The organism is Emticicia sp. CRIBPO, assembly GCF_009905725.1.
GTDB lineage: Bacteria > Bacteroidota > Bacteroidia > Cytophagales > Spirosomataceae > Leadbetterella.
The window spans coordinates 365133-379815 of sequence record NZ_JAAAKV010000005.1; the positions used below are offsets into that span (position 1 = coordinate 365133).

A 14683-nucleotide genomic window follows, 5' to 3' on the forward strand; every position below is an offset into this window, starting at 1 on the left:
CTTTTAATCGATATTTATTCATCTGTTGTCATTTTTGTTTTAACTTTCGAATATATCGGAGCCGGGTCCGGTTACTTTCTCTGCAAAAGTATGAAAGCCAAAACGTCATTCGCCATTGATCAGATCATTTCAAATCCTCAGAAAGTCTTCTTAACAGACAGTTTGGGGGCAGCACTGACTTCGTTTCTTTTAAGCATGATTCTTTCCAGGTTTGAAAATGAGTTCGGGATGCCGAAGGCAGTCCTTTTTAATTTATCCCTGGTGGCCGGTATTTATGCTGTTTATTCTATCTGTTGCTGTTTTTTTGTGCAGGGCAATTGGCGTCTTTTCCTGAGGATAATCGTGATTGCCAACCTCTTATACGCATGCTCCACCGTGGGGCTGGTCATTTACTTTTACAAGAGCCTGACGGTTTTGGGTATAACTTATTTTCTGCTTGAACTCCTGGTGATAGGGATTCTGATCTCTGTGGAAATGAAAGCTCTTTCTTATGGTCAGGATAAGGGGTAAAGTTCTCCACGGAAGCACATTTTTTCTGGCTTCCATTCCGGCAAATAAGTTTTGTAATTCTGAGACAATTACTGTATTTTTAGTTTCTATAAAAACGGAATTGTTTATGAGATGAGTGAGCTCGTTCAGCAATTCCCGGCCCAGAGTAAAAATTTGTCAAGTACATAGGTTTTCCTTTGTAAAATGCAATTCCCTGACATTCTTATTTTATCCGGAATCATCTGTGGTTTCGTTACCAGTATTATTTTAATTATCACGGCAAAAAATGTCAATAACCGTTTAATCGGGCTATCATTTTTTACGCTTTGGTGGCAGGCTTTGTTTTATTTGCTTACAGCTACATTTCTTATCTACAAGGTTCCTTATCTCTATCGTGTGGGTGCCCCTTTTTATTATCTGATCCCTGCGTTAAACTATCTGTATGTCAGGAATATCTTACACAAACAAAAGACCCTTTCCGGCTATGACTACTGGCATTTTCTCCCGTTCATGCTCTCTGTCGTTGATCTGATGCCTTACTATTTATCAGATACCTCCGTTAAGCTGGCGTTTGTCGATGCCGTCATGAAAGATGTCAACAACTGCTATCTAATGAAAACCGGTTTTTTGCCCAGTTATCTGCATTTCCTGATAAGGCCGGTACAGGGGATTATCTACTCTGTTTTTCAGATCCTTCTGATTTATAAAGCCATTAAAGCCGGTGGTATAAGAATAATCTGGCCGGGCTATACCTGGTTAATTTTACTGACCCTGTTTTTTATGATCCTTCACTCAGGGATGCTGGTCAGTGCGGTCACGATCTATTATAACCAGGGGATCGGGAAGCCATTCTTTGAATTGCTGGCATTACCCAAAATCTACATCAGCGTCACATTTTTATGTGTTTGCCTGTGTTTATTCTTTTTTCCTAAGATTTTGTACAATTTGGCTCCTGTAGAAACCTCAGAGCCCGGCGATGCTAAGGTGATCAGCGATGCGACTCTGTCTTCAGATCTTCCTAACCGGGCAAAGCTTAAAGTCCCGCTATCTGATGACAAAGTAGATGAATATATCGAACGCATAGAGACGCTGATGGAAGAATCACAATGTTTTACCCGAGACCTCACCCTGAACGGTATGGCTGATTTACTGGATATCAACCACCGTTATCTGTCTTATATCCTGAATAATCATTATGAGTCGAGCTTTCCTGACTTTATTAACGGGTACCGGATACGGTACATTCTTAAGCGTATTAATGCCGGAGATTTCAAAACACTTAAATTAGAGGCCATTGCCAATGATGCCGGTTTTACTTCACGCACGACCTTTCATAATGCTTTCAAAAAACACATCGGCTCCAATCCTTCGCAATATATCAGGAAGCATGTGCCAGCTAACTGAACACTTCCTTATTCAATGCCCGTCGGGTATGTTCCGTTTTCAGTAAACGGAACATGAACTATTATTTTTTTTACGCCCGTCTTGATTCCTTTGCCATCGCAAATACGAAGCGGATAGTTTAAAACCGGATAACTACCAACGCTGTATTTTGCAGTAACCCTTAAACCCAAATTATTATGGCAATTGGTAAATTATCAAAATCGCTCTACCTGAGCTCTCTTCCAGAAAACTGTACTTTTAACGTTACCCGTTTTGAAATTGAACGCCGGGACGACTGGTACTCCTATCTAGAAGGGGCCTCGTCAAGGAAAGCTCCTTATGAAGTTACACCCCGCACACAGGACGGCAGAGGGGGTGTTGTTGGTCATTCTATCCTGTCAACGACCTCTGTAACCGACAGAGGAACAGGAGCTTCGTGCACCCTGCATTTTGCTGTGACGTGTAAGATTGAAGGAAAAACAATTGAGAAGAGCGGCTATTTTAAATTCTCTTCAACCAACTGGCCCTTTTTCGGTCGACCTGATTATTGTCTGGGCTTGTTCGGGTTTGACGGAGAGCCCGTCAGAGAGTTAACAAGTCAGACACCGACTCTGGTCAGTCCTGACCCGTACTACATGAGTATTGCCATAAAAGACAATAAACTCTATTTGATAGCCAGTATTGAAGATAACTTATCTACTACTGTGATATCTAATGTTGTCGGTGGAATACTTTATGCACATACCAAGGCCCTTACCTGGGCAGTAGGTCTGATTTTTTAACATCTTTAAAAACATGCTGGAGCCGGGAGGAGATGTTCTTCCCGGCTTCAGCATTTAACAAGCAAACTCACCGCGTCTGATCTGCATCTTATAATAAGCCTCCAGGTTACTTTTAATCTCTTTTTGTTTTAGCTATATTTGAACAGGTGGTAGTTTTAAAAACAGCGAGACAATGGATAACCCGGCAGAAAACCCGAATGTAAAGCAGGCCGTTCCGTTTTTTATGGTGACCGATATGGCGAGGTCTCTTCACTTTTATCTGAGCGGCCTCGGTTTTGAACTCAAAATCAAATGGGAACCTGAGGGTACTATTGAGTGGTGCTGGCTTCAGCTCGGAGAAGCCTCGCTGATGTTGCAGGAATACAGGAATAATGTCCCGGCAGAAAAACGTGGTGTGGGCGTCAGTATTGTCTTTATGTGTAATGACGCCCTAAAAATCTACCGGGATATTTTGGAAAGAGGTTTGGTTCCGAAAGAACCCTTTGTCGGCAACAACCTCTGGGTAACGGAAATAAGCGATCCTGACGGTTATCATCTCTTTTTCGAAAGTCCTGCTAATGTTCCGGAAGAAACGAGGTATTCTGAGTGGATCAAAACCAATGGTCCGGAAGCACCAGGAACAGCTCCATAGTAATCAACAGCTAAAATGACAGACTTTTCAGAAATAAAGAAATCGTTATTAAAACTATATCCTTTTTCGGAGGAGCAGCTTGGGCAGTTTACAGGCCGGCTCATTTATAAAAAACTTAAAAAAAAGGACTTTCTTTTGACTCCGACGCAGGTTTCTTCCGGAATGGCCTTTGTTTTGAGCGGCAGTTTCCGGATGTGCACCGAAACCGAAAACAGTGTACTGACCATCAAGTTTTTTACTGAAAACCAATGGGTGGCTGACCTGGAAAGCCTGCTGATACAACAGCCTTCTAAAAATTACATTGAAGCTCTTGAGCATTCAGAAATTGCTTTTATGGCACTCAAAGACCTCCATTTTCTGATGGACTTGCACCCCTCTTTCCGGATGTTGAATGCTCTGATGGCTAATCTGACAATTTCGGCTACCCACATCGCCACGATTAATACAAAAAGCCCTGACGAAAGATATACAGAACTTCTCCGGAAACATCCTGAATGGATCAACCGCTTTCCACAAATGCAGATTGCCTCTTACCTGGGAATGACCCCTGAAACGCTCAGCAGGGTACGGGCCAGGCTCATCTGATTTCTTGATTGCAATCAATTTTATTTCTCAGGATTACCACCAACTTTGTGCAAATAAAATTTAAATGCAAATGCTGACAGACATTCATCCGAAATTACCCATGCGTAACAAGGCCGTTACAAGGGACTATTATTTAAACAAGCTGGGTTTCAGCGAATTTGGAAGTGCAGATTACGAAGGCTACCTGATGATACAGAAAGACCACATCCAGATCCACTTTTTTGAATTTAAAGACCTTGATCCCAAAGAGAATTACGGACAGGTGTATATCAGAACTGACGATATCGAAAAATATTACCGCTTGTTGCAGGAAACCGGAACCCAGATACATCCCAACGGACATCTTAAGCTGAAAGCCTGGGGACAAATGGAGTTTGCCCTGCTTGACCCTGATAATAACCTGCTGACTTTCGGGCAGAGTATATAATGTTGATATTTAAACACTGTTTCCGTGATGTCGGACAGTCTGTTTTGAAAATTGAAATATTTTTGAAAAAAGATTATTATTTATTGTTTTTCGATAAATAATTATTATGTTTGCATCATCAATTTAAAAAAATAAACAATCATGGAGATTAAAATCACCACAAAACACATACTACTGGTATTGTATATCCTTTCCTGGATCATCTTCGTAGGGGTAAGCATCCAGGCCGGCGGCTCTATCGTCGCAGCTGTTTTTGCCCTCGCAAAACCTGAGTTTGTTAAAAACCTCTGGCTTTGGAGTCAGGTCGATCTTTCCGCCCTTTATGCTTTCGACCAGACCCAGTTCTTTGTCATTCTTGTGATGATGAGCATCGTTTCCGTGCTGAAAGCCATCATGTTCTATCTCATCATCAAAGTCCTGCATGACAGGAAAATCAGCATAGCCCAGCCTTTCAGCAACACCCTCCGCAGCTTTATCCTTAATCTGTCGTTTCTTTCCTTTTTAATAGGTATATTTTGTGCCTGGGCAGTCAGCTATGCAGACGGGATCGTTAAGCAAGGCGTTGAGATGCCCATGATACAATATTTACACCTCGAAGGAGCCGACGTGTGGCTGTTTATGTCCGTCATACTTTTTGCCATAGCCCACATCATTAAAAGAGGGATTGAAATTCAAAATGAAAACGAATTAACCATATAACTTATGCCGATAATAGTCAACCTTGATGTGATGATGGCCAAACGGAAGATGTCGCTCAACGAACTCTCCGAGAAAGTCGATCTGACGTTGTCCAACCTCTCCATCTTAAAAACCGGGAAAGCCAAAGCCGTTCGTTTCAGTACACTGGAGGCTATATGCAAGGTGCTGGACTGTCAGCCCGGAGATATCCTCGAGTTCAGGGACGAATAAGTCAGCTGTCCAACGTCTTGGACGTACGGACGGGAACGCCCAGTTGGCGACTGCTGGTCTTTGACCGGTGAGGAGGACATTTCCTTCAGATTCATCCATAGAAAAAATCCTGCATTCTTTCGATCCTAAAAACAAAACAGTGCCCCGGACTAACCGGAGACACTGTTTGAGCGGCTGAATAATGATCAGTATAAAGGCAGTACCGACTGTTCTGTCAGGTTAAGACCTTTCATCACACTGTCAAGATTGTTTTTGTCAAGGCCTTTGGCAAACTTACCCGGTACAATCACGACCCTGAAAGTCTTGCCTACTCTCCACGTGCTGTTCAGTTTCAGACGGTCGAAGTTCGCGTCCATAAAAATGCTGAAGTCAGATCTTGTGAAGTCGAAATTGTATTGCATCACCCCTTCGTTGAAAGTGTATATCTGTGGAAGAGGTTTCCAGATATCCGCCCCGTTTTTGTCTGTTCCTGAGAACTCATACACCAGCAATACATCAGATTCAAAAATGACCGGCTTCAGATCATAGAAACTACGGAAATTATTGGCTGTCGTAAAATCAGCCTTTACTTCAAAAACCTCGGCAAGAAGTTCGTTGGTAACAGGGGCAGGGGTATCATTTATAGTACATGATTGAAATAAACCTGTAGTAATTAATAATCCGAGGAGCATTAGCTTTTTCATAACTGTAAGTATTTATTATTTTAATGTGATTTACCAATTAGATGCACTTCCCGGCGTTTTGGTTTGCTCATGAAAGCAATATAAAATCAAAAAAAATGTAACAGGCTGGTTTTCAATGTTAAGGAAAATGTTAACGGAGTTTTTATATATTTGTGCACAATGATCAACCTTTTGAAAAGTAGCAAAAATGAGCTTTAAACTGACCATACACATGGTTTCGAGTCTAGACGGCCTCATCGCCAAAAAAGACAACAGCGTTTCGTGGTTTGAAACGCCCGATCACTATGAAAACGGCATCACGGAAGAAAATGCCGAGGCTTTTATGAAGACCATCGATTGCTTTGTGATGGGGTCAAAAACTTATGAACACGCCCTGGAACTGTCAAAGGACTACGGCTGGGCTTACGGCGATACGCCGACCGTTGTGGTGAGTCATCGTAACCTGCCCGTTGAAAGGAATAATATCGAATTATATGCGGGCGAGCTGCATAAACTGGTGGAGGAACACCTGAAACCTCGCTATAAGAATGTATGGTTGGTGGGTGGGGCTGAGCTTGCCGGAGATTTTATGCGTCTGAAACTCGCTGATGAAATAAGGTTGTCTGTCATACCTATTATACTGGGAGAGGGCATTCCTTTTTTCAAAGATACCGTGCCGGAGCAAACCCTTCACCTGAGAAACGTATCGGGCTACAAGACGGGGATCGTCGAGATGTGGTATGAAATTAAGAAAGGGGAAGCATCATGACACCCCCGCAATACCTGCTCGATCTTATTGAAGAGACTTTCAACACCAAAACAAAGGATTGGAGACAACCCGATTGCGGATTGTCTGCGGCACATCGTTACTCGGTGCAGCTGAAAGGCGGCGATAAAGTTTTTGTCAAAGCAGCCACTGATGCGGCTACAGAATTCTGGCTGCGAAATGAGCACCTGGCATTATCGTCTATCCGCGGAAAATTTATGCCGGAAGTTATTTCCTGGATAGACCAACCCGGCATTTACCCGGTCCTGATCACTCAGGACTTAAGTGATGCTTACTGGCCGGCAAGCCATGCAGGTGTAAGCTGGAGAACCGGTGATTTCGGGCGGCTGATGGAGGGCCTTGAGGAACTCCGGGATATTGAAGACGTTCACTTACTCCCAGCGATGACCAACGAAGAACATGCCGCCTGGCCTGCTATTGCTGAAAACCCTGAGACTTTGTTACAACTGAATTTTTGTACAGAGAAATGGTTTAATCACGCCATCACACACCTGATCGAAGCTGAAAAGAAATATGACAGAACGGGCAACAGTCTGGTACATGGCGATGTAAGAAGCGATAATATTTGCTTTGCCGGTTCACAGATGATATTGGTAGACTGGAGTCATACCGCCCGAGGTCATGCTCAATACGACGTCGCGAATCTTCTGCCAACACTTCACCTGGAGGGCGGGCCGGAACCATTTGAGCTGATGCCTGATGGAGCTGGTGCCGCTTCATTTTTATGTGGCGGCTTGATTCAACGTTTGAATGATGATAATGAAATGCCGGAGTGGCTGAAGAAAGTCTTCAGGAGACTCATCACCATTGAACTGGAGTGGGCCGCAAAAAGCCTGCATATCGATAAACCTGACGGGGCTCACTGGCGATCGATCTGACCAGGAGCATCCGTTCTTCAGTTTACCGCTTTCTTCATAAAATAGCTCTGAACGCGGGAGCCGATAAAGCCACAAAGGACACCGTTTAGTACAGACGCAATGACGACAATACCCGGAGCAAGCTCATCAGACGGAGCAGTGTTGTCAAGAATGATTAATTTGAACATCAGAAGAAAGCCTGCCACGCCTGCGACAAAACCACCGATTTTACCTGTCTTGTTTTTCATAATTGATAATGATTTAAAGATTGAGACACAAACATATTAAAAGTACTTTGAAACACAAAGTTAATTATAAATTTATTTTCATTGAGAAACATCACTGTCGGAGAGAGGGTTAGCATGATTTGTTAATAACTAAGGATGCTGAAGAACAGGAAGTGATTGTTGATCTTTATAGACATGAAAAGAATAGCTTTATTGCCCCGAATTCTATTTCTTAACTTTTGTATTTCTGCCAACTTTTGTACTTTCGCATGCCAAATGATGATAAAAAACCAGTTCAATGAATACTTGCAGAAACTGTGCCGCCGAATTTGAAACAAAGTATTGCCCCGAGTGCGGAACGTCCGCCCAGATAAAGAGGATCGACAGGCATTATGTAGTGCACGAACTTCAGCACGGCATCCTGCATTTTGAGAAAGGGTTTCTTTTTACCGTCAAAGAACTCCTGACCAGACCGGGTCATTCTATCCGGAAGTTCATAGAGGGCGACAGGGCTAAGCATTACAAACCCATCGGATTTCTGATCATTTGTTCTATTATCTATTCTTTTGTTAGTCATTACATCGGGAAATACAATACGGTGGTGACCGTTGATAAAGGCTATGTTGACAAACTGTCGCAATGGATAATTGATCACTATAATTACTCAAATATCATTGAAATGTTCTTTCTGGCCCTGACCGTAAAATGGTTTTTCAGGAAGAAAGGGTATAATTATTTTGAAAACTTTGTCCTGCTGTCTTATCTGACGGGCCTGGGTATGCTGATCGGCGTTATCTTTCTTGTGATAGATTACCTGGCAAAAACAGATACATTACAAACGGTATATCTTCCGCTTACCATTGTTTATACCGTCTGGGCTATCGGGCAATTCTTTAATGAGCGAAAGTGGATGGTTTATCTGAAGGCTTTATTGGCTTATCTGTTAGGGTTTTTTATGTTCATGCTGTCTGTTAACCTGTTGGGTATCTTTCTGAATGTGATCCTTAAAAAATAAGATCTGCTCCATTTCATAATAAAAAAAGCTGTCTCAGGGTAAATTGAGACAGCTATTTTTTAATTTTAGGAAGATATTGCTTATAAATGACTCACCAGACTGTAACGATCGCCTTACTCCGTTGCGACTGCCGTCTTACCAACACCCCTTGTCTGTCAAATGAGAATAAGATGCCTACTGATTTTGTTGACGCTTTCTGTTGCTACTTACGCCCAGGAAAAGCTGGTCAAAGCGAACGGAATCCATTTTAATGTGTACACAAAAGGAATGGAAAGCAGGGTTCCGGGAACACCCGTGATTGTTTTCGAAAACGGCATGGGTTCAAGACTCGACAACTGGGACAAAGTCATTGGTCAGATTTCCGGTTTTGCTCCTGTGCTGGCTTATGACCGGGCAGGGATCGGTAAGTCGGAGAAGGTTTACCAGATGCCCGGGATAAAGTTTGTCAATGAAAACCTGCGTGCCATTTTAAAGACTTTGAATATTCCGCCACCCTATATATTGGTCGGTCATTCGTTCGGGGGTGTTTACATCCGGACTTATGCCGGCTTTTATCCGGATGAGGTAGCGGGCCTGGTGTTTGTTGACCCCGCTGATTTTACAGAGACGAAAAACGATTGGAACAATATTTTCAGGACCCTGGGCCTGCCGGAAGAAAAAATTGAAGCGATGCTCCGGAGGCGTCTTTACCAGGTTTCCAAAACAGATTCGTTGAACTACGGCCCCTGGAGCGAATTACAGGTACTGACCGAACTGAGGCGAAACGATTTTGCGGAAGTGAGTAAATTACCACTTCCCAGCGTCCCGGTTTATTTTTTTGTCGGGGGTAAATTTGAGGTACCAGTGGAAATGAGAAGCAAGGAGTATGATCATGAGAAGTTTTTTCATGTGAAAAACAATTCAAATATGGACAGGTGGAAACACCTCATTTATGCTTCAAAAAAGCCGGGAGCGTTGATTTATCTCACCAATGCCGGGCATTATATCCAAAGGGACGAGCCCGAGTCTGTGATCGCCAATATAAAAATATTGACGGATGCTGTTAATAAAGATTTATCCGGCAAGTCTTCTGGTCATTAACACGTTTTGGAAAGAAAAGAGACTGGACAGATTTAAGGGAATACAACCATAAAAGTAAATAATGCTTAAGCTATTTAAAACCATTGAAGGCCAGCTTCATTATTGGGAAACTTGGGATACGGATGATCAGACGGTCATTGTTCACTGGGGAGTGGTGGGCGAGACCGGCTATCGCAGCGAAGTAAAGTCGGCTCCGTTTTCAAATTTCAGGAAGACGGTCAGGAAAGAAATTAATCAGAAAAAAAGGGAAGGCTATGAAGAGTTTGACGAAGATAATCTCGCGTTTCTGGAAATAGAATATAAAACAGAGGGTTTCGGGACTGAAGAAGACCTTAGAAAAAGATACCGCCTGGAGGAACACCTGGACGAGCTGTTGGGTTGGACCGGACTCGGGCAGGTCGACGGCAGCATCATCGGAAGCGGCAGCATGGAGGTTGGCTGTGTGGTGGTCGACTTCGACATTGCTAAAAGGGTGATTGAAGAAGAACTGAAAGGCACGGAGTTTGGTGATTATACACGGATCTATCGCATGGACGAAGATGAGTTAAGAGATCATCTGGAATAATTTAACAGAACACCTATGAAAGATTTTTTTAAAGGCCTCTTTGAATATAGTTACCATTATAATCAAAAGCTGGCAACAGAGATCATAGAAAACAGCGGGAAGGTGTCGGAAAGATATCAAGGAGTTTTCAGTCATATCCTGAACGCCCACCAGATATGGAACCATCGCATTGACCTGAAAGGGAAGCCGTTTGGGGTCTGGCAAAATCAGCCTTTGGAAACCTGGCTAGGCATCAATGAAGACAACTACTTGAACAGTCTCGACATATTGGAGCACTTTGACCTGGAGGCAGAGATCAACTACACCAACTCAAAAGGATTCACGTTCAATAACAAAATTAAAGACGTTCTTTTTCATGTGATCAATCACTCTACCTATCACAGGGGACAGATTGCAACGGAATTCAGGGTGCAGGGATTGCAGCCGCTTACTACAGATTATATCATGTATAAAAGATGAGTCTTGGATTAATGGTGAGAAAAGGGCATAAAAATCTGACTGAATTGAGCGTTTCAAGGAACCCACCGTAAGCTTTGCAGCTCATTTGCTACATGTAAATATTTCTTTTAAAAGCAGAAGAAAGGACTCTGCCAGACTATATTGCAACCTGAAAATAATTTAACACATTTAACTTAAAAAATAATGAAGACAGTAGTGATCGGAGAGCGTGCCGAGGTAAGCATGGAAACCATCATGTCGGTGTATCCCCGGCACAAAGCCGTTGTGGATCAGTTTATCGAAAGAGGTGAGGTAATTGGCATCGGACCTTTTTCTGACTCCGGAAACATGGCGATTTTTAAAACCCGCCAGGCCGCGGAACAGTTCGTGAAAGAAGATCCCTTTATCCTGGAAGGTCTGGTGAAATCAGTCACTGTCCGTGATTGGAATGATACGCTTATTCCCGGGTAACAGGTAAGAAAGTCCTGGTAAGGGCTTCCTGCATTATTTGCCGGTTGTTACAATGAAACCAGCTCTGATGAAGACTCTCTTACCAGGTCCTTATTCCCCATAATTTCTTTGCGGTGTTCCAGGCCCCAAGTTGCCAGGTCGTTTATGACTTCCCTTAATTTCAGCCCATATTCAGTAAGCTCGTAGGTGACTGTGATTGGTTGGGTACCTAACACCGTCCGTTTGACGAGTTTGTTGAGCTCCATGTCTTTTAACTCCCTGCTCAGCATTTTTCCGGATATCCCCTTGACATCCTTCAGGAGGTCGGAATACCTCTTTTTATTAAAGCACAGAGCGGCTACAATAGAAATGGTCCATTTGCCATTCAGCACATCCATCGCATCGTGAACTGCCATGATGGTCTTTTTACATTCGTAGTTATCGGTTGGTCTTTCCATGAGAAGTTACTTGGTTACCTGGATGTTACTATTACTTTTTGACATCTGGTGACAAAAGTAAACAAAGTTTCAGGAAATTTGTACCCGTAACATTTTAAAAATTAAAAAAACATGGATTTAATAGAAGCATTAAACTGGCGATATGCCACCAAAAAATTCGCAGATAAGAAACTATCTGACGAAAAACTGCAAAAAATACTGGATGCGATTGCACTGTCAGCCTCGTCCGCCGGTATGCAGACTTACCGGGTCTTCGTCATTGAAAACCCTGATATCAGGAAGGAGTTGGCTTCTGATTCCTTCAACCCACAGATTGTGGATTCTTCGCATCTTTTGCTGTTTGCGGCGTATGATTCCATCGACCAGGAAATCATTGATGACTACATACATTTTGTAGCCAGGGAGAGAGGGCTCGCAGTGGAGAATTTAGCAGATTTTAAAAAATCACTTGAAAGCCACCTGCTGATCAGGACAGATGAAGAGAATTTTATCTGGTCTTCAAAGCAAGCTTATATTGCCCTGGGAACAGGTTTGATTGCTGCGGCAGAACTGCAGGTAGATGCCACACCGATGGAAGGCTTTAATTCAGAAAAGCTGGACAAAATATTGGGATTGAAGGAAAAGGGCTTGAAAAGTGTGGTGTTGTTGTCGCTTGGATACCGCGACGAAGAAAATGATTATTTTGCTAAACTGAAAAAAGTAAGACTGCCCAAAGAAGAGTTTGTGATTGAGGTGGTCTGATTGCTTTTAGCCATGAAAAACACGATAATGAGGCTGACCGTGTCAGCCTTTTTTTGTTTCATACCAGGCCTTCCAGCTGTTTGAATACAGGAATAAGCGACTTGCCCTTTTCGGTGAGGTTGTGCTCGATGTGCAGGGGTTTTTGCCTGATGATCACTTTTTCAAGTAAACCTGCCTCTTCCAGTTCTTTCAATGCTACCGCCAGCGATTGCTTGTTGGAGCCATCTATTTGCCGCAACAGACTGCTGAAACGCAAAGGAGCCTCAGTAGCCAGCCGGAATATCTCGGGTTTCCATTTCCCTGCCAGCATCTTTAAAAGGCCTTGTGCAGGACAGGTTTCTGTTTGATCGGTTAAATTTTCAGTAGTCATGTTTTTCTGACTTATTGCAGGAGAGTGATATACTCCTGAACTTTGCACAAAAATAAACATTAATAACGGCTCTGGAAACTCAATATCGCCAACCATTTGATTCAGAATAAAATATCAACGGTTTTTTTAAGTAGATAAGCCATAAAAAACGAACCCATGGAGAATAGTAATCCTCTTTTGTGTGATCCGGAGACAGGTGTATGTGAAATTCCTGTACAAAAGAACACCGGTGATGTCATGAAAATATCTGCAGATGTAAAACCCGTGAAAGTTATTTATTTCACTGATCCTATCTGTTCTTCCTGCTGGGGGATAGAACCCCAGCTGCGAAAGCTGAAACTGGAGTATGGCCATATCATGGATATAGAATACCGCATGGGCGGGCTATTGCCGGATTGGAGTTATAACAGCGGCGGCATCAGCAAACCTTCTGATGTAGCTCATCACTGGGATGAGGTAAGCCTGCATTATGACATGCCGATTGACGGCGATGTATGGCTGGAAGATCCTCTCGATTCTTCATATCCGCCTTCTGTGGCTTTCAAAGCTGCCGAGATCCAGGACAAAGATAAAGCCATCAGGTTCTTAAGGATAATAAGGGAAATGGTTTTCCTGCAGAAAAAGAACATTACCAAATGGGAGCACCTGGCAGTAGCCGCACAAAAATCAGGATTGAATGCTGAACAGTTTAAATCGGATTATGAAGGCAAAGCAAAGGCTCTTTTTAAGGAAGACCTGGCCTTAGGGCAAAAGCTCGGAGTCAGAGGGTTTCCGACCATGTTTTTCCTGGATGAAAAGGGTAATCAGGAGATGGTTAAAGGAACAAAGCCTTATGCTTTGTATGAAGCCCCGCTGCTGAATCTGCACCCATCAGTTGTAAAATACGACTATGAAACCAGCTGGGAGTACCTGTTTGCCAAATATCCATCCCTTACAGCCAGGGAGTTTTCCGAATTGTCAGGAATATCCCGCGATATAAGCGAAGGGTATTTACAGCAACTTTCAGAAAAAGGCCTTCTGGAAAAACTGACCACTAAAAACGGAATGCTCTGGTTGCGTACTGGTAAATAAAAACCGTAAGAAATTGGCCGGAAACAGAACTTTTCCGGCCAATTCTTTCATATTATTTGCCGTGAAACGGTATTCAGAGCTTTTACTTTAAGTCTTCTTTCTCCATAATCACTGAGCGGAGATCACCCTTCCATAATGATTTTTCTGCGATGTTCTTCACCCCACCGCTGCATGGCATCCAGCACCTCAGAGAGAGTTTCGCTGTAAGGAGTGAGGGCGTATTCCACTGTAATGGGTTTGGTATCACACACATTTCTTGTGACCAGCCCGTTCATTTCCATTTCCTGCAACTCCTTTGAGAGGATACGCGGTGAAATACCCGCTTCTCTTGATAATTCACGGAATCTTCTTTTTCCATCTCTCAGGGTGGAAAGAAGAACTAATTTCCATTTGCCGCCGACCACATCCAGCGTGTCTCTTATGGCTAATCTTGCTTTTTTACAGGCTTCTTCAGTAAGCATAGTATCCTTTTTGTAATCGGTATTCTTTATGTAACAGGTTACAAAAGTATAACATATAGTCTTAATTTTGTGTTATCAATAAAAAAAAATATGAAGTCGCAAAAAATAATCGGAATTTCAGGCTGGGTCCTGGCCCTTATTGTCGCCTTATTTTTGGGTTTAAGTGCCTTTCTAAAACTTTCACTGCATGAAACCGCCCTGACACAGACATTGATCTGGACCACCGCTGTACTACGTTTTCCGGAAGTACATCAGCGATTGTTAATTTCTCCGGATAAAAAATTAAACAATTAAA

General features: G+C 42.9%; 23 protein-coding genes. 18 read left to right on the forward strand and 5 right to left on the reverse strand.

The window, feature by feature from the left end; all coding sequences use genetic code 11:
• The first annotated feature begins 90 nt into the window (after window positions 1–90).
• The 8 genes from GVN16_RS12780 (at window position 91) to GVN16_RS12815 (ending at window position 5206) form a co-directional block, all read left to right on the forward strand.
• Window positions 91–510, forward strand: a complete 420-nt coding sequence (locus GVN16_RS12780) for a hypothetical protein (protein WP_166564283.1) — start codon at window positions 91–93, stop codon at window positions 508–510.
• 183 nt (window positions 511–693) lie between these two features.
• A complete protein-coding gene (locus tag GVN16_RS12785; protein WP_166564284.1) occupies window positions 694–1893 on the forward strand; it encodes an AraC family transcriptional regulator in 1200 nt (399 codons plus the stop codon).
• A 176-nt stretch (window positions 1894–2069) separates the two neighbouring features.
• Window positions 2070–2654, forward strand: a complete 585-nt coding sequence (locus GVN16_RS12790; RefSeq protein WP_166564285.1) for a hypothetical protein — start codon at window positions 2070–2072, stop codon at window positions 2652–2654.
• A 172-nt stretch (window positions 2655–2826) separates the two neighbouring features.
• Window positions 2827–3285: a VOC family protein gene (locus tag GVN16_RS12795; protein ID WP_166564286.1), complete on the forward strand. Its 459-nt coding sequence runs from the start codon at window positions 2827–2829 to the stop codon at window positions 3283–3285.
• A gap of 15 nt (window positions 3286–3300) precedes the next feature.
• Window positions 3301–3870, forward strand: coding sequence for a Crp/Fnr family transcriptional regulator (locus tag GVN16_RS12800; protein WP_166564287.1), 570 nt, complete (start codon window positions 3301–3303; stop codon window positions 3868–3870).
• A 70-nt stretch (window positions 3871–3940) separates the two neighbouring features.
• A complete protein-coding gene (locus tag GVN16_RS12805) occupies window positions 3941–4297 on the forward strand; it encodes a VOC family protein (RefSeq protein ID WP_166564288.1) in 357 nt (118 codons plus the stop codon).
• Window positions 4298–4438: 141 nt separating this feature from the next.
• On the forward strand, window positions 4439–4996 hold the full coding sequence (locus GVN16_RS12810) for a hypothetical protein (protein ID WP_166564289.1): 558 nt from the start codon (window positions 4439–4441) through the stop codon (window positions 4994–4996).
• A 3-nt stretch (window positions 4997–4999) separates the two neighbouring features.
• On the forward strand, window positions 5000–5206 hold the full coding sequence (locus GVN16_RS12815) for a helix-turn-helix transcriptional regulator (RefSeq protein WP_166564290.1): 207 nt from the start codon (window positions 5000–5002) through the stop codon (window positions 5204–5206).
• A gap of 185 nt (window positions 5207–5391) precedes the next feature.
• On the opposite strand, the gene GVN16_RS12820 is transcribed toward GVN16_RS12815, so the two are convergent.
• Window positions 5392–5889 carry a hypothetical protein gene (locus GVN16_RS12820; RefSeq protein ID WP_166564291.1) on the reverse strand — a complete coding sequence of 166 codons (498 nt, stop codon included), beginning with the start codon at window positions 5887–5889 and terminating at the stop codon, window positions 5392–5394.
• Window positions 5890–6076: 187 nt separating this feature from the next.
• On the opposite strand from GVN16_RS12820, the gene GVN16_RS12825 reads away from it, so the two are divergent.
• Both GVN16_RS12825 and GVN16_RS12830 read left to right on the forward strand, forming a co-directional pair.
• Window positions 6077–6637 (forward strand): dihydrofolate reductase family protein, encoded by a 561-nt coding sequence (locus tag GVN16_RS12825; protein WP_229244144.1) that lies wholly within the window; start codon window positions 6077–6079, stop codon window positions 6635–6637.
• Entirely contained in the window at window positions 6634–7533 is a 900-nt protein-coding gene (locus GVN16_RS12830) for a phosphotransferase (protein WP_166564292.1), read from the forward strand. Before GVN16_RS12825 ends, GVN16_RS12830 begins: the two co-directional genes overlap by 4 nt.
• 17 nt (window positions 7534–7550) lie before the next feature.
• On the opposite strand, the gene GVN16_RS12835 is transcribed toward GVN16_RS12830, so the two are convergent.
• Window positions 7551–7760, reverse strand: a complete 210-nt coding sequence (locus GVN16_RS12835) for a hypothetical protein (RefSeq protein ID WP_166564293.1) — start codon at window positions 7758–7760, stop codon at window positions 7551–7553.
• Window positions 7761–8037: 277 nt separating this feature from the next.
• Between GVN16_RS12835 and GVN16_RS12840 the strand changes: the two genes are divergently transcribed.
• The 5 genes from GVN16_RS12840 to GVN16_RS12860 all read left to right on the forward strand — a co-directional run bounded on the left by GVN16_RS12840 (window position 8038) and on the right by GVN16_RS12860 (window position 11308).
• Window positions 8038–8754, forward strand: coding sequence for a DUF3667 domain-containing protein (locus GVN16_RS12840; protein WP_166564294.1), 717 nt, complete (start codon window positions 8038–8040; stop codon window positions 8752–8754).
• A 159-nt stretch (window positions 8755–8913) separates the two neighbouring features.
• Entirely contained in the window at window positions 8914–9834 is a 921-nt protein-coding gene (locus GVN16_RS12845) for an alpha/beta fold hydrolase (protein WP_166564295.1), read from the forward strand.
• A gap of 61 nt (window positions 9835–9895) precedes the next feature.
• On the forward strand, window positions 9896–10399 hold the full coding sequence (locus tag GVN16_RS12850; protein WP_166564296.1) for a hypothetical protein: 504 nt from the start codon (window positions 9896–9898) through the stop codon (window positions 10397–10399).
• A 15-nt stretch (window positions 10400–10414) separates the two neighbouring features.
• The gene (locus GVN16_RS12855) at window positions 10415–10858 is read left to right on the forward strand and encodes a DinB family protein (protein ID WP_166564297.1); all 444 of its coding nucleotides are present in this window, start codon (window positions 10415–10417) and stop codon (window positions 10856–10858) included.
• A gap of 183 nt (window positions 10859–11041) precedes the next feature.
• The gene (locus tag GVN16_RS12860) at window positions 11042–11308 is read left to right on the forward strand and encodes a YciI family protein (protein ID WP_166564298.1); all 267 of its coding nucleotides are present in this window, start codon (window positions 11042–11044) and stop codon (window positions 11306–11308) included.
• Window positions 11309–11355: 47 nt separating this feature from the next.
• Here the strand turns inward: GVN16_RS12860 and GVN16_RS12865 are convergent, their stop codons facing one another.
• Entirely contained in the window at window positions 11356–11745 is a 390-nt protein-coding gene (locus GVN16_RS12865) for a helix-turn-helix domain-containing protein (RefSeq protein ID WP_205748850.1), read from the reverse strand.
• 111 nt (window positions 11746–11856) lie between these two features.
• Between GVN16_RS12865 and GVN16_RS12870 the strand changes: the two genes are divergently transcribed.
• Window positions 11857–12486 carry an NAD(P)H-dependent oxidoreductase gene (locus GVN16_RS12870; protein ID WP_166564299.1) on the forward strand — a complete coding sequence of 210 codons (630 nt, stop codon included), beginning with the start codon at window positions 11857–11859 and terminating at the stop codon, window positions 12484–12486.
• A gap of 58 nt (window positions 12487–12544) precedes the next feature.
• Here GVN16_RS12870 and GVN16_RS12875 read toward each other — a convergent pair whose 3' ends face one another.
• Window positions 12545–12856: a helix-turn-helix domain-containing protein gene (locus GVN16_RS12875; RefSeq protein WP_166564300.1), complete on the reverse strand. Its 312-nt coding sequence runs from the start codon at window positions 12854–12856 to the stop codon at window positions 12545–12547.
• A gap of 156 nt (window positions 12857–13012) precedes the next feature.
• Here GVN16_RS12875 and GVN16_RS12880 point away from each other — a divergent pair, with 156 nt between their 5' ends.
• Window positions 13013–13927, forward strand: coding sequence for a ClpXP adapter SpxH family protein (locus tag GVN16_RS12880; protein ID WP_166564301.1), 915 nt, complete (start codon window positions 13013–13015; stop codon window positions 13925–13927).
• Between the two features lie 122 nt (window positions 13928–14049).
• Here the strand turns inward: GVN16_RS12880 and GVN16_RS12885 are convergent, their stop codons facing one another.
• Window positions 14050–14388 (reverse strand): helix-turn-helix domain-containing protein, encoded by a 339-nt coding sequence (locus tag GVN16_RS12885; RefSeq protein ID WP_166564302.1) that lies wholly within the window; start codon window positions 14386–14388, stop codon window positions 14050–14052.
• A 90-nt stretch (window positions 14389–14478) separates the two neighbouring features.
• Between GVN16_RS12885 and GVN16_RS12890 the strand changes: the two genes are divergently transcribed.
• Window positions 14479–14682, forward strand: a complete 204-nt coding sequence (locus GVN16_RS12890; RefSeq protein WP_166564303.1) for a hypothetical protein — start codon at window positions 14479–14481, stop codon at window positions 14680–14682.
• Window position 14683: the final 1 nt, after the last annotated feature.